Source organism: Stenotrophomonas sp. YJH_SMC_20 (assembly GCF_059367845.1).
Window position 1 is genome coordinate 204433 of sequence record NZ_JCAFRG010000001.1, and the last position, 22799, is coordinate 227231.

Annotated in this window: 21 protein-coding genes; 17 read left to right on the top strand and 4 right to left on the bottom strand. The window is 67.2% G+C overall.

Features of this window, described 5'->3' with window-relative positions; all coding sequences use genetic code 11:
- Window positions 1-53: 53 nt before the first annotated feature.
- Window positions 54-803: a 2,3-diphosphoglycerate-dependent phosphoglycerate mutase gene (gene gpmA / locus AC5P6A_RS00910; protein ID WP_019659181.1), complete on the bottom strand. Its 750-nt coding sequence runs from the start codon at window positions 801-803 to the stop codon at window positions 54-56.
- Window positions 804-896: 93 nt separating this feature from the next.
- On the opposite strand from gpmA, the gene nfi reads away from it, so the two are divergent.
- Complete coding sequence (gene nfi, locus AC5P6A_RS00915) at window positions 897-1571, top strand: deoxyribonuclease V (RefSeq protein WP_346714680.1); 675 nt, start codon at window positions 897-899, stop codon at window positions 1569-1571.
- A gap of 38 nt (window positions 1572-1609) precedes the next feature.
- On the opposite strand, the gene AC5P6A_RS00920 is transcribed toward nfi, so the two are convergent.
- A complete protein-coding gene (locus AC5P6A_RS00920) occupies window positions 1610-2590 on the bottom strand; it encodes a cation diffusion facilitator family transporter (RefSeq protein ID WP_478427975.1) in 981 nt (326 codons plus the stop codon).
- A gap of 138 nt (window positions 2591-2728) precedes the next feature.
- Window positions 2729-4978 carry a TonB-dependent siderophore receptor gene (locus tag AC5P6A_RS00925; RefSeq protein WP_346714678.1) on the bottom strand — a complete coding sequence of 750 codons (2250 nt, stop codon included), beginning with the start codon at window positions 4976-4978 and terminating at the stop codon, window positions 2729-2731.
- A 286-nt stretch (window positions 4979-5264) separates the two neighbouring features.
- Between AC5P6A_RS00925 and AC5P6A_RS00930 the strand changes: the two genes are divergently transcribed.
- Window positions 5265-6680, top strand: a complete 1416-nt coding sequence (locus AC5P6A_RS00930; RefSeq protein ID WP_346714677.1) for a GGDEF domain-containing protein — start codon at window positions 5265-5267, stop codon at window positions 6678-6680.
- Window positions 6681-6775: 95 nt separating this feature from the next.
- Here AC5P6A_RS00930 and AC5P6A_RS00935 read toward each other — a convergent pair whose 3' ends face one another.
- Window positions 6776-7978, bottom strand: coding sequence for an MFS transporter (locus tag AC5P6A_RS00935; protein WP_478427973.1), 1203 nt, complete (start codon window positions 7976-7978; stop codon window positions 6776-6778).
- Between the two features lie 89 nt (window positions 7979-8067).
- On the opposite strand from AC5P6A_RS00935, the gene AC5P6A_RS00940 reads away from it, so the two are divergent.
- From AC5P6A_RS00940 to AC5P6A_RS01010, 15 genes are all read left to right on the top strand, one after another.
- Complete coding sequence (locus AC5P6A_RS00940; RefSeq protein ID WP_346469441.1) at window positions 8068-8496, top strand: winged helix-turn-helix transcriptional regulator; 429 nt, start codon at window positions 8068-8070, stop codon at window positions 8494-8496.
- Between the two features lie 93 nt (window positions 8497-8589).
- On the top strand, window positions 8590-8925 hold the full coding sequence (locus AC5P6A_RS00945) for an iron transporter (RefSeq protein WP_167692757.1): 336 nt from the start codon (window positions 8590-8592) through the stop codon (window positions 8923-8925).
- Window positions 8922-10502 (top strand): PepSY-associated TM helix domain-containing protein, encoded by a 1581-nt coding sequence (locus tag AC5P6A_RS00950; protein WP_346714675.1) that lies wholly within the window; start codon window positions 8922-8924, stop codon window positions 10500-10502. The genes AC5P6A_RS00945 and AC5P6A_RS00950 overlap by 4 nt, the downstream gene beginning before the upstream one ends.
- The gene (locus AC5P6A_RS00955; protein WP_346714674.1) at window positions 10499-10798 is read left to right on the top strand and encodes a DUF3325 domain-containing protein; all 300 of its coding nucleotides are present in this window, start codon (window positions 10499-10501) and stop codon (window positions 10796-10798) included. Before AC5P6A_RS00950 ends, AC5P6A_RS00955 begins: the two co-directional genes overlap by 4 nt.
- Before the next feature lie 17 nt (window positions 10799-10815).
- On the top strand, window positions 10816-13023 hold the full coding sequence (locus AC5P6A_RS00960) for a TonB-dependent siderophore receptor (RefSeq protein ID WP_180876030.1): 2208 nt from the start codon (window positions 10816-10818) through the stop codon (window positions 13021-13023).
- A gap of 116 nt (window positions 13024-13139) precedes the next feature.
- Window positions 13140-14270, top strand: coding sequence for a metallophosphoesterase (locus tag AC5P6A_RS00965; RefSeq protein WP_180876033.1), 1131 nt, complete (start codon window positions 13140-13142; stop codon window positions 14268-14270).
- A gap of 133 nt (window positions 14271-14403) precedes the next feature.
- The gene (locus tag AC5P6A_RS00970; protein WP_019659189.1) at window positions 14404-15087 is read left to right on the top strand and encodes a response regulator; all 684 of its coding nucleotides are present in this window, start codon (window positions 14404-14406) and stop codon (window positions 15085-15087) included.
- Window positions 15084-16463 carry a sensor histidine kinase gene (locus tag AC5P6A_RS00975; protein ID WP_019659190.1) on the top strand — a complete coding sequence of 460 codons (1380 nt, stop codon included), beginning with the start codon at window positions 15084-15086 and terminating at the stop codon, window positions 16461-16463. Before AC5P6A_RS00970 ends, AC5P6A_RS00975 begins: the two co-directional genes overlap by 4 nt.
- A gap of 79 nt (window positions 16464-16542) precedes the next feature.
- Window positions 16543-17379 (top strand): alpha/beta fold hydrolase, encoded by an 837-nt coding sequence (locus AC5P6A_RS00980; protein WP_164144631.1) that lies wholly within the window; start codon window positions 16543-16545, stop codon window positions 17377-17379.
- Between the two features lies 1 nt (window position 17380).
- Window positions 17381-17740: an EamA family transporter gene (locus tag AC5P6A_RS00985; protein WP_019659192.1), complete on the top strand. Its 360-nt coding sequence runs from the start codon at window positions 17381-17383 to the stop codon at window positions 17738-17740.
- Complete coding sequence (locus tag AC5P6A_RS00990) at window positions 17737-18135, top strand: DMT family transporter (protein WP_019659193.1); 399 nt, start codon at window positions 17737-17739, stop codon at window positions 18133-18135. The genes AC5P6A_RS00985 and AC5P6A_RS00990 overlap by 4 nt, the downstream gene beginning before the upstream one ends.
- 10 nt (window positions 18136-18145) lie before the next feature.
- A complete protein-coding gene (locus AC5P6A_RS00995) occupies window positions 18146-19348 on the top strand; it encodes a DegT/DnrJ/EryC1/StrS family aminotransferase (RefSeq protein ID WP_180876036.1) in 1203 nt (400 codons plus the stop codon).
- A gap of 174 nt (window positions 19349-19522) precedes the next feature.
- The gene (locus AC5P6A_RS01000) at window positions 19523-20239 is read left to right on the top strand and encodes an MtnX-like HAD-IB family phosphatase (RefSeq protein WP_180882667.1); all 717 of its coding nucleotides are present in this window, start codon (window positions 19523-19525) and stop codon (window positions 20237-20239) included.
- A gap of 64 nt (window positions 20240-20303) precedes the next feature.
- Entirely contained in the window at window positions 20304-21704 is a 1401-nt protein-coding gene (locus tag AC5P6A_RS01005) for an aspartate aminotransferase family protein (protein ID WP_346714673.1), read from the top strand.
- A 28-nt stretch (window positions 21705-21732) separates the two neighbouring features.
- A complete protein-coding gene (locus tag AC5P6A_RS01010; protein WP_346714672.1) occupies window positions 21733-22797 on the top strand; it encodes a GNAT family N-acetyltransferase in 1065 nt (354 codons plus the stop codon).
- Window positions 22798-22799 lie beyond the last annotated feature (2 nt).

Sequence of the window (22799 nt, forward strand, 5' to 3'; positions counted from 1 at the left end):
CGTGGGCTCGGCTCTACAAAAGCGAAGGACGGCTTGCGCCGGCCTTCTGCTTCTTATTTCGCCTTGCCCTGGTTGGCCACGGCTTCGGCGGCCTTGCGCGCCGCTTCCGGGTCGCCCAGGTAGCGGAACGACTGCACGGTCAGGTCATCGTTCAGTTCGAACAGCAGCGGGATGCCGGTCGGGATGTTCAGCTCGAGGATTTCCTCGCGCGAGACATTGTTGAGGTACTTGTACAGCGCGCGCAGCGAGTTGCCGTGGGCGGTGACCAGCACGGTCTTGCCGTCCTTCAGCTGCGGGGCGATGGCGTCGTGCCAGTACGGCAGCACGCGATCCAGGGTGGTGGCCAGCGACTCGGTGCCCGGCAGCGCGTTGCGGTCCAGACCGGCGTAACGGCGGTCATGGATCGGGTGGCCCGGATCTTCCAGTTCCATCGGCGGCGGCGGGATGTCGTACGAACGACGCCACACCTTGACCTGCTCCTCGCCGTGCTTGGCCGCGGTCTCGGCCTTGTCCAGGCCCTGCAGGCCGCCGTAGTGGCGCTCATTGAGGCGCCAGGACTTGTTCACCGGCAGCCAGTCCTGCTCCAGCTCGGCCAGCGCACCCTGCAGGGTGTGGATGGCGCGCTTCAGTACGGAGGTATGGGCGACGTCGAACTGCAGGCCTTCCTCGCGCATCAGGCGACCGGCGGCGGCCGCTTCGCGACGCCCCTGCTCGGTCAGGTCAACATCGACCCAACCGGTGAAGCGGTTGTCCAGGTTCCACTGGCTCTGGCCATGGCGCAACAGTACGAGTCTACGGGTCACTGCAGGGTCTCCAACGCGAGGATAGGCAGGCCGCCATTGTAGCCCGGCCGCCGCTCACCGGGCCGTGGCGCCGCCCGTGCGATGCTGTGACCCATGAATACGGTGATCGATCCCGGGCGCTGGGAAGGCAGCGTCACCGCTGCCCGCGCGCAACAGCTGCAACTGGCCGCCCGCGTGGAACGCCAGGACCGCCTGCTCCGTGACGTGCGCTGGCTGGCCGGGCTGGACGTCGGCTTCGAGGACAACGGTGCCATTACCCGCGCCGCGGCGGTGCTGCTGGATGCAAAGACGCTGCAGCCCGTGGCGCAGGAGATCGCGCGGGTTCCCACACTGATGCCCTATATCCCGGGCCTGCTCAGCTTCCGCGAGCTGCCGGCATTGCTGGCCGCACTGGCACTGCTGCCACGAACGCCGGACCTGGTGTTCGTCGATGGCCACGGCATCAGCCATCCGCGCCGGCTTGGCGTCGCCGCGCATCTTGGCGTGGTCACCGATCTGCCGAGCATCGGCGTGGCGAAATCGAAACTGGTGGGAAGGTTCGTCGAACCGGCCGCCGAAGCTGGTGCGCATACACCGCTGCTGGATGGCGACGAGCAACTGGGCTGGGTGCTGCGCAGCAAGGTGCGCTGCAAGCCGCTGTTCGTGGCCGGTGGCCATCGGGTCAGTGCCGATACCGCGCTGGACTGGGTGCAGCGCACGCTGCGCGGTTACCGGCTGCCGGAACCGACCCGGCTGGCGGATCGGCTGGCCTCGCGACGCGACGAATGACCGCACCGGGCATTCCCCGGTGCGGCCTTCATTTTCATTCAACGATGCACGTGGCCACGATGGCCCTGCGCGTCCTCGCCATGGTCGTGGCCCTCGTGGCCCTCGTGTCCGCCGCCCTTGGCCGGCGCCGGCCCGCCACAGGCTTCGCCACAATGGTCCGCTTCAATCTGCAGTGTCACGTGCTCGATACCGAAGTCATCATGCAGGCGACCGCCCAGCTCGCGGCGCAATGCATCGGCGTCGGTGCCGTCGCGCATCACGATGTGCGCGGTCAGCGCCGGCGTGCTTGAAGCCAGCGCCCACACGTGCAGGTCATGCACGTCCAGGACTGCGGCGTGGCCGGCCAGGCTGTCGCGCACCCTGGCCACATCCATGCCCTTGGGCACGCCTTCCAGCAGCACGTTGATCGCCTCACGCATCAGCACGTAGGTACGCGGCAGCACCCACAGGCCGATCAGCACCGCCAGGATCGGGTCGATCGGTTTCCATCCGGTCCACTTGATCAACAATGCGCCCGCAATCACTGCCACCGAGCCGAGCATGTCGGCCCATACTTCCAGGTAGGCGCCCTTCACGTTGAGGCTCTCGCCACTGCCCGCCTGCAGCAGGCGCATCGAGATCAGGTTGATGACCAGGCCCGCCGCAGCAATCACCAGCATGCCGGAGGAGGCAATCTCCTGCGGCTCGCGGAAACGGCCGACCGCCTCCCACAGGATGTAGGCGGCGACCACGAACAGCATGGCACCGTTGATCATCGCGCCCAACGCTTCCAGCCGTGCATAGCCGTAGGTGCGGCGCGCATCCGGCGGGCGCCGGCTCAGCCGCACCGCGACCAGCGCGATCATCAGCGCCAGCGCATCGGTGGCCATGTGCGCGGCGTCGGACAGCAGCGCCAGGCTGTTGGTCCAGAACGCGCCCACCACTTCGACGACGAGGAAGGTGGTGGTCAGGCCGAGTGCCCACCACAGGGGTTTCTCGTGGCGGATCTGGGATGGCAGGTGGTCGTGGTCGTGGCCCATGGCAACAGCTCCTTTGCGATGCGGTGCAGGCTACGCGGTGCCGGCGGGGGAGACTATTACGATGTTTATAACATTGCAGGCCACACGAGCCCTCCGGGCATGGCCCGGCGAGGGCTGCAGACCGACGACCGCCCGCGGTCAGAAGCCGAAGCGCAGGCTGGCCCAGTATGCGCGGCCCGGCTCGTTGTAGGTCGCCGCGCCGGCATCGCTGCTGTTGGCCTCGCGGAAAAGGCGCTTGTCGGCCAGGTTGTTGACGCCGAAGCCGAAGCTGACGGTCTCGGTCACCCTGTAGCGGGCGCTCACGCCCCAGATGTTGTAGGCACCCCGGTCCTGCAGCGCGATCGATGCATCGCAGCTGCCGGTGCAGCGCGGATCATTGTTGATGTTGGTGGTGGCCGGTTCCTGCTTGCCGTAGAACGTGCCGGTCAGCAGCAGCGACAGCCTGTCGGTGGCCTGCCAGTCCAGCATGGTGTTGATCGTGTACTTCGGAATCACCGACAGCGGCTGGCGCGTGGTCTTGTTCTCGTTCTCCACCATGTAGGTGAAGTTGTTGCTCCACTTCAGGCGGCTGCCCTGCTCGCCCAGCAACGGGATCACCAGGTTGCCTTCCAGCCCCTGCACGATCGCCTTCGGCGCGTTCTCCCAGCGGAAGATGCGGCCCTTGGTGTCGGCGGTCAACCCGATCTGGGTGTATCCGGCCTGGATCTTGTCCTTGTAATCGTTGTGGAAGTAGGTCAACGACGCCTGCCAGCCGCTCTGCGGTGCCCACTCGATGCCCAGTTCCTTGTTCAGGCTGGTTTCCGCCTTCAGGTCCGCGTTGCCGCGCATGTAGCAACCAGCGCCCAGGCTCGGCAGCGCATTGGGGCAGCCGTTGCCGCGGGTGTAGTAGAGATAGTCCGGATTCGACTGGTACAGGTTCGGCGCCTTGAACGCGCGGGCAATGCCGCCCTTCACCACCCAGTCGCTGTTGATGCGGAACTGCGCATTGAGGCTGGGGCTGGTGTTGTTGCCGAACTGGCTGTGGTGGTCGAAGCGCAGGCCCGGGGTAACGATCCAGCGCTCGCCCAGGTAGATGTTGTCTTCCACGAACGCCGCCGTGGTCTGCGCGTCGGCCTTGCCCCGCGCACGGTCGGCCGACAACCCTGGAATACCGCCGCCGCTGCTGCTGGACTGGCTCATCGAATACGGATCGGTCAGGCGGCTGTCCAGGTATTCAAAGCCGAGCGTCCAGATGTTCTCTGCGCCGCCCAGCGCGGTCGGGAAGCTCACTTCGCCATCCAGCTGGTAGTTGCGCAGGCGCGAGGTCGACCAGTCGGTGCCGTTGAAGCTGCCTTCCGGGCCACCGGCCAGGCCTTCGTTGATGCGCGAGTTGTTCACCGCTTCCACCGCGGCGGTCACCCGCGAGGTCACGTCGCCCCAGCGACCGCGATGGGTGATCGCGCCGGTGTTGCGGTACATGCGGTTGGTTTCCGCTTGGCCTTCGGCCAGTGCCGCCAGGTCGACACCGGTCGAGGTACCGGTGGTGCTGACCGCGCGATCGCCAGCGTAGATGTTGCCCTGGCGGCTGGTGCCGGCTTCGAACTCCACCACCTGGTTGGCGGTCACGTCCCAGCGCAGCAGCGCGTTGACGTCGCGGTTCTTGACGCCCTCGCGGCCAGCTGGCGGCACTGCGTTCGGGTTGGTGGCGTACTGGCGGTTGAGGTCCAGTGAGTCGGCGTCGGTCTTGTTGAGGTTGCCGTACAGGCGGAACGACAGGGTGTCGGTCATCGGCCCACTCAGCTGCAGGCCGACACGCTCGCTGCCACCTTCGGCACTGTGCTCGGGCACCAGGCCATACAGGTCGACCGCACCGGTCAGGTCGCCGGTCGGGCGCTTGGTGATGATGTTGACCACGCCGCCGGACGCACCGGAGCCATAGCGCGCCGCCGCCGGGCCGCGCAGTACTTCGATGCGCTCGATCATTTCCGCTGGCACCCAGTTGGTGTCACCGCGGGTATTGCGCTCACCGCTGCGGCCCATGCGCACGGCATCACGCGCACCGACGCGCTTGCCGTCGACCAGGATCAGGGTGTTCTCCGGGCCCATGCCACGCAGGTCGATCTGGCGGTTGTTGCCGTACTGGCCCGAGGCGCTGTTGCCGGTGAGGTTGACGCCCGGCATGGTGCGCAGCAGTTCGGCGATGTCGTTGGCCGGCGGGCGCTTGGCGATGTCCTCGGCGGTGATGGTCGAGGTACCCAACGCCTGGCGGGCAATCTGCGAGGCGGTGACATGCACCGTGTCGATATCGGTGGCGTCGGTTCCGGCCTGGGCGGTCAGGGCGCTGCCCGCCAGCAGGGCGGCAACGGCAAGCGCCAGCGGGCGCGGCGAAAGGACAACGGCAGGAGACATGATCTGGACCTTCTGGCAGGGCAACGGGGCCTCTGGCAAAGGGCTTGAGGCAACGACAAGGGGGAGGCGGAGCGTCGCTGCAGTCGCCTGCGGCCCGATCCGTGCGTACATTCTCCCATCAATGCGAGTGATTCTCAAATGCGTTCACTCATTGCCGCAGGGGCACGGATGTGCTTTGCGCACCGTGCAACGCTGCACCGCGCGTAAACTGGCCGGCTAACCCGCCATCAACCGCACGCCGCCACGGCCGATACCCGTGGTTTGTCGTACGCAGTCAGAGATCGACGTGGAAACACCGCAACTGGACGATGCCAGCCAGCCGCTGGCCGAAGCCTGGCAGCACTGCCTGCAACAGGCTGGCCCTGCCGCCACCGCGCTGCTCAAGGCCGCTGCCACCGATGCCCCAGCCGTGCTGGCACAGCGCTTTTACGAAGTGCTGCTGCAGGACGGGCGTGCACGCCGCTTCCTGTCCCACGACCAGGTCAAGCAGCGCCTGCAGCCGGCCATGCAGCGCTGGCTGGTGCAACTGCTGACCACTGATCGCGACAGGATCGCCAGTGCCGTGGCCTCGCAACGGGTGATCGGCGATGTGCATGCCCGGGTCGGCATTCCGGTCGACCTGGTCACCCGCGGCGCGCGCGTGCTCAAGCACGAGCTGTTCGTGCGCCTGCGCGACGACGCACCCGACAGTGCCACCGCGTTCGCCGCCATCGACTGCCTCAGCGCGATCATGGACATCGCCATGGAAGGCATGACCCTGGCCTACACCCATGCGCGCGAACGATCCACCCGTGCCGATGCGGCCTACCGGCTGTTTTCGCTGGTGCAGAATGTCAGCACCGAACGCGAGCGCCAGCGTGCACTGCTGCTGGACTGGGAAAACGCCCTGCTCTACGCGTTGGCCGGCCACGTGCAGGGTAGCGACAGTGCCAGCCTGGCCACCTCCGAATTCGGCCTGTGGTTCACCCACAAGGGCATCCCCAGCTTCGGCGAGAGCAGCGAAACCCAGCAGGTCGGCCAGCTGATGGCCCGCATCGACGGGAACCTGCAACAGGCAAGCAACGATGTCCCGGCGCAGCGGCTGGCGGTGCTGCCGGCCATCCGTGAAGACCTGGCCAGCATCCGCACCCTGATGACGCTGCTGTTCGAGCGTATCGGTGAACTCGATGCCGGCAGCGACGCATTGACCAACCTGCTCAACCGCCGCTTCCTGCCCACCGTGCTGCGCCGGGAAATCGAGCTGGCCACGCGCAACCGCACACCGTTCTCGCTGCTGCTGCTCGACCTGGATCACTTCAAGGCGATCAATGACGGCCATGGCCACGACGCCGGCGACCGCGCGTTGCAGCATGTGGCCGGCCTGCTCGGCCAGCTCACGCGCGGCAGTGACTACCTGTTCCGCTATGGCGGCGAAGAATTCGTGGTGGTGCTGGTGGCCGCCAGCGAGTCACAGGCCTCGGTGATCGCCGAGAGCCTGCGCCGGCAGATCGCACAATCACCGGTAGCACTAGCCAATGGCCAGGTGCTGGAGCTGACCGCCAGCATCGGCGTGGCCGGTCACGATGGTCATCCGGACTACGAACGGTTGATGGCACGTGCCGACGCGGCGATGTACGAGGCCAAGCGCAGCGGCCGCAACCGCGTGGTGGTGGCCAGCGCGGACCTGCAGGAAGCCCCGGGGCGGCGTGCACTGCAGCGATGACGACAGGACAGGTAGAGTCGACCGCTGGTCGACTATCGCGCGCAGCGCGGGATTTTTCGCACGCGGGGCGAAGAGCAGTCGACTGACAGTCGACTCTACCGACAGTCGACTCTACCGGTTCGCGCGCCAGCCGATGCGTTGAACGCCACCACCCGCCATGCTGCCCACCACAGCAGCGCCAGCAGCGCGATGCCGGCGCCCAACAGGCACACTGCTGGCCAGCCATGCCGGGCCTGCACCCAAGGCCCCGCAGCCGCACCCGCCCCACTGCCAACTGCATAGAACAACATGTACAACGCCACCAGGCGCCCATGCTGTTCTGCCGGTGCACGCAGCAACAATGCCTGGTTCGAGACATGGAGTGCCTGGCCGCCGAGGTCGAGCACGACCACACCCAGCAAAAGCAAGGACAGCGAACGCGGCAGGCCCAGCAGCGGCCACCACGCGACCAGCATCAACAACAGCGCGCCGAGGCTGACCCGATGCGCGAAACCGCGGTCCATCCAGTGCCCGACCCGCGACGCCATCAATGCACCTGCCACCCCGGCCAGGCCGAGCGCACCGATGGCTGCGGTCGACCAGTGCAGCGGCGGTGCCGACAGCGGCAAGGGTGCCGCCGCCCAGAACACATTGAGGCCGGCAAACAGCAGCAATGCCAGCGGCCCGCGCTCGCGCAGCGTTCGATCGCGGCGCAGCATGCCCAGCATCGAGCCGATCAGGTCGCGCCAGCGCGGCGGCACTGCGGGTATCGGCACGGCCGGCAGGCGCCGCCACAGCAGTACGGCCAAGGCCGCCATCAGCGCTGCCGAAAGCAGATAGACCGCTTGCCAGCCGGCAATGGCCGCCACCGTGCCGGACAGCACACGCGCCAGCAGCAGCCCGATGAACACCCCACCCTGCACCACGCCAACCATGCGACCGCGCTGCTCGGGCGGTGCCAGCGTGGCTGTGTAGGCGATCAGTCCTTGGGTCAGCGCCGTGCCCAGCAAACCGGCCAGCAGCATGCCCGACAACAACCAGACTGCCGTGCGTGCCGCGGCAAGCCACAGCAACGCCAGCACCAGTGCCACCAACTGCAACCGCAGCAGGCGTCGACGGTCACCACGATCGGCCAGCGGCAGCAGGCCCAGCAGCGCCAGCACGCTGCCGGCCTGGGTGGCAGACACCACCGCACCCGCCACCGCCCGGTCCAGCGCGAAGGCGCGCGCGAGCTGGTCCAGCAGCGGTTGCGCGTAATAGACGTTGGCCACGCTGGCGCCGGCCGCGACCGCGAGCAGGGTCAGCAATGGGCGGGACATCAATGCGCTCATGATGTAGTTGCAATTTGAAACTTGATGCAGGCTATCGCCATTGGTTTTAAACTGCAACCACATTCGGAGGCCCCAGCATGCACGCCAACAGCCCCTGCCCCGTCGCCCGCAGCGCCGACCTGCTCGGTGACCGCTGGGCGTTGCTGGTGATCCGCGATGCTTTCGATGGCATCACCCGCTTCGGCGACTTCCAGCGCAGCCTCGGCGCGGCGCGCAACATCCTCAGCGATCGCCTGCGCAGGCTGGTCGAGGCCGGCATCCTGCAACTGCAACCGGCCTCCGATGGCTCGGCCTACCAGCAATACGTGCTCACCGCCGCCGGCCAGGAGCTGTTCCCGCTGCTGGTCGCGCTGCGCCAGTGGGGCGAACGCCATCGCTTCGGCGCTGGCGAAGCCCACTCTTCCCTGGTCCAGCGTGACAACGGCTCAACCGTGCCCTACATGCAACCGCTGGACACCCACGGACAGCCACTGCCGGCGCACGCTACCGTGGTGCGCAAGCTGTAAACGGCGCCCCCCCCCGAATGGGGGACTCGACAGGGTCACCGGTGTCAAATAGCATTCAATTGCAATTGCACACGGTTCTCATTGACATCGGCGATGGCCGCTCCTACCTCTCCTTCTGCTGCCGGCGCTGCGCCGGCCAAGCGCGTGGCGCGCGGTAACGGTCATGGCCTGCTGTGGGCGCGCGGTCTGCTGGCGCTGCTGGGCGGTTACGCCGTGGCTGCCTGCTGGGCCGCCGCACTGGCGCGTCTGCTGCCGGGCGCCAAGGCCGATGCCACCCTGGTGGCGACCATGGCCGCGTTCGTGGTCTACGCACTGGCCGCCATCTGGGCCTACGCCGCGCGCAGCACCCTGCGTGCCGCTGTGGGCCTGCTGGCCGCGGGCGCCCTCGCTGCACTGATCGCCTGGCTGCTGCGCGGGAACTACGCATGAGCAGCGCCGACAACCTGGGCGGCATCCGCCAATCGCAATCGGTGCTGCACACCTGGTCGGGCCTGGTGGTCGGCTGGGTGCTGTTCCTGATTTTCATTGCCGGTACCGCATCGTACTGGAAGGAAGAACTGACCCGCTGGATGCAGCCAGAAATCGGCCTGCCCGCCGAGGCCACGACCGCCGTCACCCAGGCCCAGCAGTTCCTGGCCCGCACTGCACCGGACGCGCAGCGCTGGAGCATCGAACTGCCCGATTCGCGCAGCAGTGCCACCACCGTCAGTTGGCAGGCGAAGGGCGAAAAGGAACGCCGGCGTGGCCAGCGCAATCCCAACCAAGCCACCTTGGATGCCAACGGCACCCCGGTGCAGGTGCGCGAGACACGCGGTGGCAACTTCTTCTATCGCCTGCATTCCGATCTGCACTACGTACCGGTGTTGTGGGCGCGCTGGTTCATCAGTGCCTGTTCCATGCTGATGCTGGTGGCGATCATCAGCGGGGTCATCACCCACAAGAAGATCTTCACCGACTTCTTCACCTTCCGCCGCGGCAAGGGCCAACGCACCTGGCTGGACGGCCACAACGCGCTGGCGGTGCTGTCGCTGCCGTTCCACCTGATGATCACCTACACCGGCCTGATCACCCTGATGACGCTGTACATGCCGTGGGCGGTGGACGCGAACTACCCCGGTGGACGCGATGCGTTCTTCGCCGACCTGTTCCCGCGCGCGGAAAAGGTCGAACCCAGTGGCGTAGCCGCTGCGCCGCCCGCACTGGCCCAGGTCCTGCGCCGTGCGGAATTGCAGTGGGGCGGTGGCCATGCCGCGTCGCTGCAGATCGACCAGCCAGGCGATGCGTCGATGCGCATTGCCGTGCGCCGCCAGCAGGCCGACCAGATTGCCGGGGCCAACGACACCCTCACCTTCGACGCGCGCGGCGAACTGCTCGATGCTGCCCCGCCGCGCTCGGCCGCCGTGGTCACCCGCGACGGCATGATCGGACTCCACGCGGCACGTTTCGCGCCCACCACGATGCGCTGGCTGTTCTTCCTGTCCGGCGTGGCCGGCACGCTGATGGTCGCCACCGGGCTGGTGTTGTGGACGGTGAAGCGCCGCACCCAGTTGCCCGACCCCGCGCGTCCGCATCTGGGTTTCCGCATCGTGGAACGCCTGAACATCGGCTTCGTCAGCGGCCTGCCGGTCGCCATGCTGGCATTCCTGTGGGGCAACCGCCTGCGGCCGGTGGAGCTGGCCAACCGCAGCGATGCCGAAGTGAAGGTGTTCTTCTACGCGTGGGCGGCCTGCCTGCTGCACGCGCTATTCCGTCCGGCCCGTCGCGGCTGGGTGGAACAACTGGCATTGGCCGGCGTGTTGGCGCTGGGCCTGCCGCTGTACAACCTGGCGGCCTGGCAGGGGGGCGCGGTCACTGCGCTGGCCAACGGTGATGGCGCCCGGGCCGGCATCGACATCGGCCTGCTGCTGATCGGCGCCAGCCTGTTGTGGGCAGCGCGCAAGGTGCATCGTTTCGTGCCGGCGCAACGCAAGCCACGCGCCGCCCCGGCTGCCGAGGCCAGCGCATGAGCGCGCTCGCCCTGCTGCTGGCGACCGTCGGCTTCGTATGTCTGGCGTTGGCGATGGAACGCCACCATCGCGACGTCACCGGTCATGCCCCCGCCGCGCCGCGCCGCCGCCTGCTGCGCCTGCTGGGCGCGGCCGCGCTGGCGGCCAGCCTGGCACCGAGCATCGCGGCTTGGGGCGTTGCCCAGGGCTTCGTGGGCTGGTGTGGCGTGCTCGCCGCAGGCGCCGGGGCCATGGTGCTCTGGCTCAGTTTCCGCAGCCCGGCCAAGCCGGCGCCACGCCCGTCTTCCCATTCCTGAACTAGAAAGGTCATTGCATGAAGCACACGCACTCTGGCGCCCTGCGCCGGAACGCCCTCGCCTTGTCGCTCGCCTGCGCCGCCGCGCCGGTATTTGCCCAGGACAGTGCGCCGACCACCACCGAACTGGACCGGGTGATGGTGACCCAGCGCACCGAGGGCTACCAGGTCTATGGCACCAACACCGCCACCAAGCTGCCGCTGACCCTGCGCGAGACCCCGCAGTCGCTGACCGTGTTCACCCGCCAGCGCATCGAGGATTTCAACCTCATCACGATCTCCGAGGTGCTGCAGCAGACGCCCGGCGTGACCATCCAGTCGTATGACAGCAACCGCACGCTGTTCAATGCGCGCGGCTTTGCCATCAACAACTTCATGTTCGATGGCATTCCCACCAACTACACCACCGGTGCCGGCGGCAACTCGATCCTCAGCGACACCTCCATCTACGAGCGCATTGAAGTGGTGCGCGGTGCCAGCGGCCTGGTCACCGGCTCGGGTAACCCGTCGGCCACGGTGAACATGGTGCGCAAGCGCCCGACCGAAACCTTCCAGGCCAGCACCAGCCTCAGCGCCGGTTCGTGGGATTACAAGCGTGCCGAAGTGGATGTGTCCGGCCCGCTCAGCAAGAGTGGCCGCGTACGCGGGCGTTTCGTCGGCGCCTACACCGACAAGGAAAGCTGGGTACGTTTCCAGCATGACAAGTCGCCCAGCCTGTACGGGGTGATCGAAGCCGACCTGACCGACAGCACCCGCCTGCGTGCTGGCATCGATTACCTGAAGACCGGTTCCGATGGCGGCGCCTGGAGCGCCTCGCCGCTGTACTTCCGCGATGGCAGCCGCGCGCACATGCCGCGTTCCTACAGCGCCGCAGCGCGCTGGAACGAGTGGAACCGCGAAAGCACCAACTACTTCGCCACCCTGGAACAGCAGTTCGGCGCCGGCTGGAGTGGCCGCCTGGCGTACAACCACCGCGCCACCGATACCGATTCGCTGCTGCTGGCCGGCTCCAACACCGGCAACTGGGCCGACCCGGTCACCGGTCTGGGCCTGCGCATTGCCGATACCTATTCGGTGTCGGAAACCCGCGAGGATGCCTTCGACCTGTACGCGTCCGGTCCGTTCCAGCTGTTCGACCGTTCGCACGAGCTGGTGGTGGGCATCAACCACTACGACCGTGACCTGGACACCATCCGCGCCGGCATCACCTCGCGCCCGTACAACGTGGCCGCCTTCCCCAGCATCTTCAGCTGGGACGGCAACATCGGCAAGCCGACCACGTACAACTACGGCATTCCGTCCAGCACGGTGAACACCACCGAGACCGGCTACTACGCCGCCGTGCGCCTGAACCCGATCGATCCGCTGAAGATCATCGCCGGCGCGCGCTATTCCGATTACCGCACCACCACCGACAACTACAACACCGACGGCGTGTTCACCAGCCGCAGCGCGCGCACCACCGCCCATGAGCTGACCCCATACGTGGGCGTGCTGTATGATCTGAGCAGCACCATCACCGCCTTTGCCAGCTATTCGGACGTGTTCCAGGCCACCGCGCGGCGCGACATCAACAACCAGCTGCTGGCCCCCACCACCGGTGGCAACTACGAGTACGGCCTGAAGGCCGACTTCTTCGGCGGCCGCCTGTACGCGGCGTTGAACGGCTTCTACATGAAGCAGGACAACGTGGCCGAGCTGGACCCGAACGGTGGCGAGATCAAGCTGCCCGATGGCAGTTCGCCGTACATCGCCAGCCGTGGCATTACCACCCAGGGCGGTGAGTTCGAAGTCTCCGGTTCGATCAACGACCACTGGAGCATGACCGGCGGCTACACCTACAGCTACAGCAGCAACCCCGATGGCAGCCGCTTCGCCAGCACCAGCCCGATGCACCTGGCCCGCTTCAATACCACCTGGACCCATGGCCAGTGGACGCTGGGCGGCGGTGTCAGCGTGCAGAGCGAGATCTACCAGATGCAGCCCATTCCCACCGGCCGCTTCACCGCCAGCGGTGCGCCGGTCACGGCCACCGGTCGGATGAGCCAGGGCGGCTACGTGCTGTTCGATCTGATGGGCCGCTACCGCATCAACGACAACCTGAGCGTGGGCGTGACGGTCACCAACCTGTTTGACAAGGTCTACTACCGAAACGTCGGCTTCTTCAACTCCGGCTATTGGGGCGAACCGCGCCGCGTGCTGTTCAACCTGCGCGCGAAGTTCTGAGCCGACGGCCGCATGCCGGGCAGACCGGAACGGCAATGCGGCTGGCGCAGCGACGGCGTAGCATCAAGGGCGGGCCTTCGGGCCTGCCTCTTCATTGCCCGCCAAGGAAACATCCCATGCCGCATCGCGCCCTGTTCCGCCTTGCCCGCCTGCTGCCGCTGGCCCTGCTGGCCTGTGCCGCTGGAGCCACGCAGGCCCGCGAGGTCGCCGCGCCTGCTGACCATGTACAGGCCGATGGCCCGTACGTGTTCCGCGACGGCAAGCAGCTGAAGGCGAAATGGATCTGCGCGGACAAGGTCGAGTCGCGCGCGCTGCCGATCAACGCGGCGAGCACCGATATCCCGCCGCGCTGCGGCTACGAACACACCGTGCATGTCGCCGCACCCAACGCACCGTCGGTCTCCGTGCTGCCGTCGGTACCGCGCATCGTTGCCCTGTCCGATATCCACGGGCAGTACGGCCTGCTGGTGCGCCTGCTGCGCGCCCACCACGTGATCGACGCGGAGGATCGCTGGGCGCTGGGCAAGGACACACTGGTCATCGCCGGCGACGTGTTCGACCGCGGCCCGCAGGTGACCGAGGCGTTCTGGCTGCTCTACGGCCTGCAGCAGCAGGCGGCCGCCGCCGGTGGCGCCGTGCACTTCGTGCTCGGCAACCACGAAACCATGGTGCTGTACGACGACCTGCGCTACGTCAACCCGAAGTACCTGCGCAGCGCCCAGCTGCTGGGCCGCAGCTACCCGCAGCTGTATGGTGCCGATTCGGTGATCGGGCAGTGGCTGCGCACCCGCCCGGTGCTGCTGAAGATCGGCGATACCCTGTTCCTGCATGGCGGCATCTCGCCCGAGGCGGTGCAGCTGGCGCTGGACCCGGCACGCACCAACGCGGCCTACCAGGCCTCGCTGGGCCTGCCCAAGGCCGAAGTGAAGGCCGACCCGGCCACGGCACCGCTGTATGACGGCAAGACCAGCCCGATCTGGTACCGCGGCTATTTCGATGGCCGCCTCGACACTGCGGGTGTGCAGGCCGTGCTCGACCGCCTGCAGCTCAAGCGCATCGTGGTCGGCCATACCTCGATGCCACACGTCAGCAGCTTCCACGGCGACCGCGTGATCGCGATCGACAGCAGCATCAAGAACGGCGAGAACGGCGAACTGCTGTTCATCGAGGAGGGCAAGCTCAGCCGTGGCCTGCTGGATGGTTCGCGGGTGCCGCTGGCGCTGGGTGAGCCGGGCCTGCAGGACTGAATGGAGGGACAGCGCGACGGCGCCGGGAGGTGCCGGCGCGCTCCACCTTCACCCGGTTTGCGGCTACCCTTCGGCAGCCGAGAGGCCCACCCCGCCCAGCCGGTGGGCCTGACCGTTACAGGAGCCCCCGCGCATGCGCGTTCTGATTGCTGAAGACGACCCGGACATCGCCTCCGGCCTGTGCGCCTCGCTGCGCCGGCAGGGGCACGTGGTCGACCACGTCGACAACGGTGCGCACGCCGATGCAGCACTGGGCTCGACCCAGTACGCACTGCTGGTGCTGGACCTGGGGCTGCCGCAACTGGATGGCCGCGACGTGCTGCAACGACTGCGCCAGCGTGGCGATGGCCTGGCGGTGCTGGTGGTGACCGCGCGTGACGGCCTGGCCGAGCGGGTGCGCGTGCTCGACCTCGGTGCCGACGACTACCTGGTCAAGCCGTTCGCACTGGACGAATTCGAAGCCCGCGTGCGAGCACAGCTGCGGCGGGTCACCAGCAACGGTAATCCGGACCTGCGCGTCGGCCGCTTGCGCCTGGACTTGGCCGGGCACCGCGTCTGGATCGACGACCAATCACTTGAACTGACCGCACGCGAGTTCGGCCTGCTGTCGGCGCTGGCCGTTCGCGCCGAGCGCATCGTATCGCGCGCGCAGCTGGTGGAAGCGCTGTGCGACTGGGGCCAGGACCTGACCGACAACGGCCTGGACATCGCCCTGCACCGCCTGCGCCGCAAGCTGCAGCCCGGCGGCATGGGCATCCGCACCGTGCGCGGGCTGGGCTACATGCTGGAAGACGCGCAGGACGACAGCGCCCCGTGATCAGTGGACCGCCCAGCCTGCGCCGGCGCCTGCTTGCCTTCCTGGCGCTGCCGATGCTGGCCCTGCTCACTTTCAATACGATCCTGGCCTACTACGTTGCGCTGGACTACTCCAACCGCATCCACGACCGCAACCTCATCGACGACACGCACTCCTTCGCGCAGATGCTGAGCGGCATGCCGGTGACCAGCGAGCTGTCACCGCAGGCGCGCTTCCTGATCGAGTACGAGCCCGACGGCCATCGCTATTTCAACGTCGACAGCAGCCGCCAGGGGACACTCAGCGGCAATGCGGATTTCAGTGCCTACGCGCCTTCGCAGGAATGCACCGGCGTGGACCCCACCCTGTACGACGGCATTCTCAACGGCCAGCCGGTGCGCATGGCCACCGTCTGCACGCGTGCGATGAACGATCCGCAGGACCAGCTGGCGGTGACGGTGGCCGAAAGCATGGCCGAACGACGCCAGCGCGCGCGAGAGATCCTGATGATCATCATCCCGCTGATGACCATGCTGGCGCTGGGCACCGCCGCGCTGGTCTGGTTCGGGGTGACCCATGGCCTGCGCATCCTGACCCCGCTGAGGACCCGCCTGGCACAGCGCCGCGGCGAACTGGCGCCGATCTCCGACGCCGACGTGCCGGAGGAGATCCAGCCGCTGATCAGCACCATCGACGATCTGTTTGCCCGCCAGGCGGAAATGATCACCCTGCAGAACCGTTTCATCGCCGACGCTGCGCACCAGCTGCGCTCGCCGTTGGCCGGCATGGCCCTGCACGTGGACCAGGCACTGGCGCATGGCGACCCGGACACGGTGCGCGAGGCACTGCAGCACATCCGTCGGCTCAACCAGCGCACCGCGCGGGTCAGCACCCAGCTGCTGGCGCTGAGCCGGGCGCAGACCGTGCCCGATACCGTGGAGGCACTGGACCTGTGCGAACGGGTGCCACAGTGGGTCGGCATGCGCGTGCCCGAAGCGATCCGCGACGGCATCGACCTGGGCTACCTCGGCAGTCCCCACCCTCTGCGCGTGCTCGGCAACGGTGCCCAGCTGCAGGAGGCACTGGACAACCTGATCGACAATGCGCTGCGCTATGCCGGCCGCGGTGCGACCGTCACCGTCGGCGTGCATGCGCTGGATGACAATGACGTCGAACTGTATGTGGAGGACAACGGACCCGGCGTACCCGAGGAGCTGATGCCACGATTGGGCGAGCGCTTCTTCCGCGCCCCCGGCACCACCGCCAGCGGCACCGGCCTGGGCCTGGCCATCGCCCACGAGGCGGTGGAGCACTTCGGCGGCCGCCTGAGCTTCCTCAACCGGCCCGGTGGTGGACTGAAGGTCGCCATCTCGCTGCCGCTGCTGAAGGCATCCTGACCCGGCCGGGACGCTGAAAGGCTGGCGAAAATCGCGCTTGCGATCCTGACCCTCTCCACTGCCGTCCCGGAGCCGCCAGGTGACCGACTCGCACGACTTCTTCCTCCCCGGTGGCCCGCAGGGCGTGCTGCTGGTTCACGGCCTGACCGGTACCCCGGCGGAAATGCGCATGCTGGGCAAAGGGCTGAACAACGCCGGCTTCACCGTACACGGCGTGCAGCTGCCCGGCCATTGTGGCACCGTGGATGACCTGCTGGCGACCACCTGGGAACAGTGGTACCAGGGCGTGGAAGATGCGGCGGCAAGCCTGCGCGGCAAGGTCGACCAGCTGTTCGTCGGTGGCCTGTCGATGGGCGCGGTGCTGTCGCTGGCACTTGCTGCCCGACGACCGGACTGGGTGTCCGGCGTCGGCGTATATGGCGCCACGTTCCGCTACGACGGCTGGAACATTCCCGCCGTCGCCCGCCTCTCGTTCCTGTTGCCTTGGTTCAAACGCTTCAACATCGGCCGCGACCGCATGTTCATGGAAGAACCGCCGTACGGCCTGCGCGACGAGCGCCTGCGTGCGCAGGTCAGCGCCGCCATGCTGTCCGGCGACAGCGCCGCCGCCGGCCTGCCGGGCAATCCCTGGCACGCGCTGGCCGAGATGCGTGCGCTGAGCAACTGGACCCGCCGCCACCTGCACCAGGTCACCGCACCATGCCTGGTGATGCACGCCCGCGAGGACGACGTGGCCAGCATGGGAAATGCCGAACTGGTGATGTCGCGGGTCAGCGGCCCAAAGGAACTGGTGGTGCTGGAGGACAGTTACCACATGATCACCATCGACCGCGAACGTCGAGAGGTGATCCGCCGCAGCGCGCGCTTCTTCGCCGGGATCGGCGAACGCAGCGGCGCGCTCAAGGCGGTGGCCTGAGATGGGGGCACTTGCCACGCTGTTGTGGCTGGCCAATGTGGTACTCGATACCGGTGGCCAGCTCGCCTTCAAGGCCGCCGCCAGCGATCCGCAGGAGGGTGAGGGACTGCAACGCTGGAAACACATGCTCAGCCGCCCCTGGCTGTGGATCGGCATCGCCTGCTACGTGTTTGAGTTCGTCGCCTGGATTGCGTTCCTGTCGCTGGTTCCATTGTCCAAGGGCGTGCTGCTTGGCTCGATCAACATCGTCGCGCTGATGATCGCCGGCCGCATCCTGTTCCGCGAAAAGCTCACGCCATTGCGGGTGACCGGCATGCTGCTGGTCACGGCGGGCGTGGCGGTGGTGGGGGCCGGCTCATGAGGCGCCTGTATGTAATCGGCTTCCCGCTGCTGATGGCCTTCGACACACTGGCCCAGCTGTGCTTCAAATACGCCGGCGACGCCGCGCTGCCGGTGGAGGCCAACACGGCGTGGCTGCTGCGCGTGCTGTCGCAGCCGTGGGTGTACGGCGCCATCCTCGGCTACGTGGGGGCGTTCTTCACCTGGATGAGCCTGCTGCGGCATGCGCCGATCGGTCCGGCGTTCGCGGCTTCGCACCTGGAAGTGATCAGCGTGCTGCTGCTGTCGGCGTGGCTGTTGAACGAACCACTGACTCTGCACCACCTGGTCGGTGCGGTCCTGATCGTGGCCGGCATCGCCTGCCTCGGTCGCGCCGAAGCAGACGATCCGCACAGCCCCGCCGCAAGCACGCCATGAGCGCGCGGCGATGAGCCTGTTCGCGCGCGAACTGCCGCCGACGGCTGGCCTGCCGATGCAGGCCAGCGACTTCCTTCCCGGTGGCGGCGACCTGCGCGAGATCCTGGCCAACCAGCTCGGCACACCGCCGCTGCAGCTGACCTGTTCCGGTACCCACGCGCTGCTGATCGCGCTGCGCACGCTGCGCAAGCGTGCGCCAAAGCGCGACACAGTGATCATGCCGGCCTACACCTGCCCGCTGGTGCCGATCGCGGTGCACAGCCTCGGCCTGCGCGTGCAGCTGTGCGATACCCGGCACGGCCACTTCGACTTCGATCCCGGCCAGCTCAAACGGTTGGCCGATGCGCGTACGTTGGCGATCCTGCCGACCCACCTGGGCGGGCGCATCGCCGATGTCGAACAGGCCTGCGACATCGCACGCGGCGCCGGCACCCGGGTCATCGAAGATGCCGCACAGGCGCTGGGTGCACGGGTGGGCAACAGCAGTGTCGGCCTGCGTGGCGATATCGGATTCTTCAGCCTCGCTGCAGGGAAGGGACTGAGCCTGCACGAAGGCGGCCTGCTGGTCAGCCGCGATGACGAACTGCGCGCCGAACTGGCCGAGCATGCCGCCGAACACGTGCGCTTCAACCTGCGCTGGGAGCTGCTTCGCAGTGTGCAGCTGCTTGGCCTTGCCGCCTGCTATCGCCCCTCGCTGCTGTCGCTGGTGTACGGCAATCCGCTGCGCAGCGCACTGCAGCGTGGCGATCTGGAAGACGCGGTCGGTGACATTTTCCCGCTGGACATACCGCAGCACCAGGTCAGCCGATGGCGGCAGAACATCGGTGCCCATGCCGCGCGGCGCCTGCCGGCCTTCCTGCAGGCAGGGCGCCTGCGTGCATTGCAGCTGCGCGTGCAGCTGGCACAGCTGCCAGCCGTTGAGGTGGTCGACGGCCTTGCCGGTAGCGGTGGCACCTGGCCGATGCTGATGCTGCTGCTGCCCAGTCAGCGCGCCCGCGATGCCGTATTGAAAGACCTGTGGCCACGCGGGCTCGGCGCCAGCCGCATGTTCATCCATGCCCTGCCCGACTACGCGTACCTGCGCGGCATCGTGCCGCAGGACGACATGCCCAACGCACGCGACTTCGCCGCACGCATGCTCACCCTTGGCAACAGCGCCTGGCAGACCCGTGAGGAGACGGGCGAAATACTGCAGGTCCTGGCCCGCGCCTGACCGGCACGTGCATGCGTGGCCTGCGCTCCGCGCATTCATCCATGTACTTTCCTGAACGCTTTCCCAGCCCGTCAAAAGCGCCTTTCAACAGGAAAGGAACGAGAAAGGCGGCCTGCCTACATTGAGCCTGCCCCGGCAATGTGCCGGACGCCTTTCTCATCGACGGACCTGCCCATGCACTGGAGCATCCTGTGTGACTTCGACGGCACCATCAGCCTCGAAGATGTCATCGACTCGCTGCTGGAAAAGTACGGCCAGCCGGGCTGGCAGGAACTGGAAGACCAGTGGAAGGCGGGAAAGATCGGCTCGCGTGAATGCATGCAGGGCCAGGTGCGGCTGCTGGAACTGAATCCGGCCACGCTTGATGCCCATCTGGACCAGGTGCAGATCGATCCAGGTTTCGTCGCCTTCGTCGCTCGCACCGAGCAGCTGGGCCTGCCACTGCGCATCGTCAGCGACGGCCTGGACTATGCGATCCATCGCATCCTCGCCAACCACGGCCTGGCGCAGCTGCCGGTGGTGGCCAACCACCTGCGCTGGTGCGATGACCACTGGGAACTGGAATCGCCCTACCAGGCCGAAGGCTGCCGCAGTGGCACCTGCAAATGCGCCTGCGCCGCGCAGGCGCGCGCCAACGAAGCACCGCGCGTGCTGATGATCGGCGACGGCAGCTCGGACTTCTGCGTCTCTGAAGACGCCGACTTCGTGTTCGCCAAGCGCCGTCTGATTACCCATTGCACGAAGGCCGGCATCGCGCATGCCGCCATCGATACCTTCCACGATGCAATCGCACTGTTGCCGCGCCTGCTCGATGGCAGCCTGCTGCAGCCACGTCACCCCGACGCCAGCCCGCAGCCCGCCGCACTGCCCCTGCTGCTTGCCACCGCCTGAGCACTCCCTTCCATGCGCGCTCCCCTGTTACCCCTTTCGAACGTCCTTCACGGAACCGAACTGCATGAATATTTTTGACAAGAACGCCGACGCCGCTGCCTCCGATGCGCAGCTGCTGGCCGACGAAGCCCGCTACAGCTCCTTCGGCGACACCGTCCACTACGTCGATCCGCCGAAGATCTTCCAGCGCGGCGAAGGCAGCTACATGTTCGACGGCGCGGGCGTGCCCTACCTCGACCTGCAGATGTGGTACTCGGCGTGCAACTTCGGCTACAGCAACAAGCGCCTGAACGATGCACTGAAGGACCAGATCGACACCCTGCCGCAGGTCGCCAGCCAGTACCTGCACCCGACCCGCGTGCAGCTGGCCAAGACCATTGCCGTGGACATGCACGAGAAGTTCGGCCTCGACGGCCGCGTGCACTTCAACGTCGGCGGTGCGCAGGCCATTGAGGACTCGCTGAAGATCGTGCGCAACGCGCGCGGCGGCAAGAGCCTGATGTTCGCCTTCGAGGGCGGCTACCACGGCCGCACCCTGGGTGCGTCGTCGATCACCTCCAGCTACCGCTACCGCCGCCGCTACGGCCACTTCGGCGAGCGCGCGATGTTCATCCCGTTCCCGTACCCCTTCCGCCGCCCGAAGGGCATGACCCCGGACGAGTACTCCGACCACTGCGTGTGGCAGTTCGAGCGGCTGTTCGAAAGCGAGTACAACGGCGTGTGGGATCCCAAGGTCGGCCAGGCCGAGTACGCCGCGTTCTACGTCGAGCCGATCCAGGGCACCGGTGGCTACGTCATCCCGCCGCGCAACTTCTTCACCGGCCTCAAGCGCGTGCTGGACAAGTACTGCATCCTGATGGTCGTCGATGAAATCCAGATGGGCTTCTGGCGCACCGGCAAGCTGTGGTCGATCGAGCACTTCGGCGTGACCCCGGACGTGCTGGTGTTCGGCAAGGCGCTGACCAACGGCCTGAACCCGCTGTCGGGCCTGTGGGCGCGCGAAGAGCTGATCAACCCGACCGTGTTCCCGCCGGGCTCCACCCACTCCACCTTCAATTCCAACCCACTGGGCACCCGCCTGGGCCTGGAAGTGCTGAAGCTGGGCAAGGAAATGGATTACGAGCGCACCGTGCCGGAAAAGGGCGCGTACTTCCTCGACGGCCTGCGCGGCCTGCAGAAGCGCCACCCGGAAATCGGCGACGTCGACGGCCTGGGCCTGGCGCTGCGTGCGGAAATCTGCCAGGCCGACGGCTACACCCCGAACAAGGAGCTGCTGGACCGCATGGTCGACATCGGCCTGGCCGGTGACCTGCTGCACGACGGCAAGCGCATGGGCCTCGTGCTCGACGTGGGTGGCTGGTACAAGAACGTGATCACCTTCGCGCCGTCGCTGGACATCAGCTACGAAGAGATCGGCCTGGCGATCACCCTGCTCGACCAGGCGCTGACCAAGGCCAAGGGCTGAGGTCGATGCGCTGCCGGTTCCCGTGCCGATGGAGATGACGTCACGCGCATCCAGCACCGCGCTGGAACCGGCCGTGCTGCTGGAGGGCTTCCTGGCCCACCCGCCGCTTGGATTCGAGGCAGGCCTGCTCCCCAGCGGCCTGCCGACCTTCCGTGCGCCGCTCGACCTGACCACCACGATGGACGAAGACCTGCGCGGCAAGCTGCTTGGCTTGCCGCTGTCGCGCCTGTGGCGGCCGTGGATCACCTGGAAGACGCGCTTCGTCGGTGCCACCAGCACCGAGTACACCCCGCTGCCGGCACACGTTGCCCCGGAGGCGCTGGCCGAGGACGTGACGCGTCACGCGATCGGCGATACCCGGCTGCTGGTGGTGAAGGACCTGGCAGTCGATTCACCGCTGCTGGACGACGCGGCCAACGCACACAGCGGCGCCTTCCTGCAGGCGCTGCTGGCACGCGGCTTCGTCGAACTGGAAGGCATGCCGCTGGCCTGGGTGGCGATCGATTTCGATTCGCTCGATGGCTATCTCGGCCGCCTGTCATCCTCGCGCCGCAAGAACATCCGTCGCAAGTTGCGTTCGCGCGATGACCTGCAGATCGACTGCATCGCCACCGGCAACCCGGCCCTGGCCGACCCGCAACTGCAGGCCGAACTGTACGCGCTGTACCTGGACGTATACGCGCAGAGCGCGGTGCATTTCGACCAGCTCGACCTGTCCTATTTCCAGTACCTGCTGGCCGACAGCCAGGGCCAGGGACGGATGTTCCTGTACCGCCACCAGGGCCGGTTGATCGGCTGGAACCTGTGCTACGTGCATGCCGGCAAGCTGGTGGACAAGTACATCGGCCTGGCCTATCCGCAGTCGCGCGAGCACAACCTGTACGCGGTCAGCTGGATGCACAACCTCGAGTACGCGCTGCGGCACGGCCTGAGCCACTACGTGGCCGGCTGGACCGACTCGCGCATCAAGGCCGAACTGGGTGCGCGCTTCACCTCCACCCGGCACGCGATCCACGCACGCTCCCCGCTGCTGCGTGCCGCCCTTCGCAGGCTGGCCCCGTACCTGCAGGGCGAACCTGATGGAGGCGGTTGAAC

Coding starts and splice junctions, on each gene's coding strand:
- nfi (WP_346714680.1), top strand. CDS start 897: ATGAATACGGTGATCGATCCCGGGCGCTGGGAAGGCAGCGTCACCGCT.
- AC5P6A_RS00920 (WP_478427975.1), bottom strand. CDS start 2,590: ATGGGCCACGACCACGACCACCTGCCATCCCAGATCCGCCACGAGAAA.
- AC5P6A_RS00925 (WP_346714678.1), bottom strand. CDS start 4,978: ATGTCTCCTGCCGTTGTCCTTTCGCCGCGCCCGCTGGCGCTTGCCGTT.
- AC5P6A_RS00935 (WP_478427973.1), bottom strand. CDS start 7,978: ATGTCCCGCCCATTGCTGACCCTGCTCGCGGTCGCGGCCGGCGCCAGC.
- AC5P6A_RS00940 (WP_346469441.1), top strand. CDS start 8,068: ATGCACGCCAACAGCCCCTGCCCCGTCGCCCGCAGCGCCGACCTGCTC.
- AC5P6A_RS00945 (WP_167692757.1), top strand. CDS start 8,590: ATGGCCGCTCCTACCTCTCCTTCTGCTGCCGGCGCTGCGCCGGCCAAG.
- AC5P6A_RS00950 (WP_346714675.1), top strand. CDS start 8,922: ATGAGCAGCGCCGACAACCTGGGCGGCATCCGCCAATCGCAATCGGTG.
- AC5P6A_RS00955 (WP_346714674.1), top strand. CDS start 10,499: ATGAGCGCGCTCGCCCTGCTGCTGGCGACCGTCGGCTTCGTATGTCTG.
- AC5P6A_RS00960 (WP_180876030.1), top strand. CDS start 10,816: ATGAAGCACACGCACTCTGGCGCCCTGCGCCGGAACGCCCTCGCCTTG.
- AC5P6A_RS00965 (WP_180876033.1), top strand. CDS start 13,140: ATGCCGCATCGCGCCCTGTTCCGCCTTGCCCGCCTGCTGCCGCTGGCC.
- AC5P6A_RS00970 (WP_019659189.1), top strand. CDS start 14,404: ATGCGCGTTCTGATTGCTGAAGACGACCCGGACATCGCCTCCGGCCTG.
- AC5P6A_RS00985 (WP_019659192.1), top strand. CDS start 17,381: ATGGGGGCACTTGCCACGCTGTTGTGGCTGGCCAATGTGGTACTCGAT.
- AC5P6A_RS00990 (WP_019659193.1), top strand. CDS start 17,737: ATGAGGCGCCTGTATGTAATCGGCTTCCCGCTGCTGATGGCCTTCGAC.
- AC5P6A_RS00995 (WP_180876036.1), top strand. CDS start 18,146: ATGAGCCTGTTCGCGCGCGAACTGCCGCCGACGGCTGGCCTGCCGATG.
- AC5P6A_RS01000 (WP_180882667.1), top strand. CDS start 19,523: ATGCACTGGAGCATCCTGTGTGACTTCGACGGCACCATCAGCCTCGAA.
- AC5P6A_RS01005 (WP_346714673.1), top strand. CDS start 20,304: ATGAATATTTTTGACAAGAACGCCGACGCCGCTGCCTCCGATGCGCAG.
- AC5P6A_RS01010 (WP_346714672.1), top strand. CDS start 21,733: ATGGAGATGACGTCACGCGCATCCAGCACCGCGCTGGAACCGGCCGTG.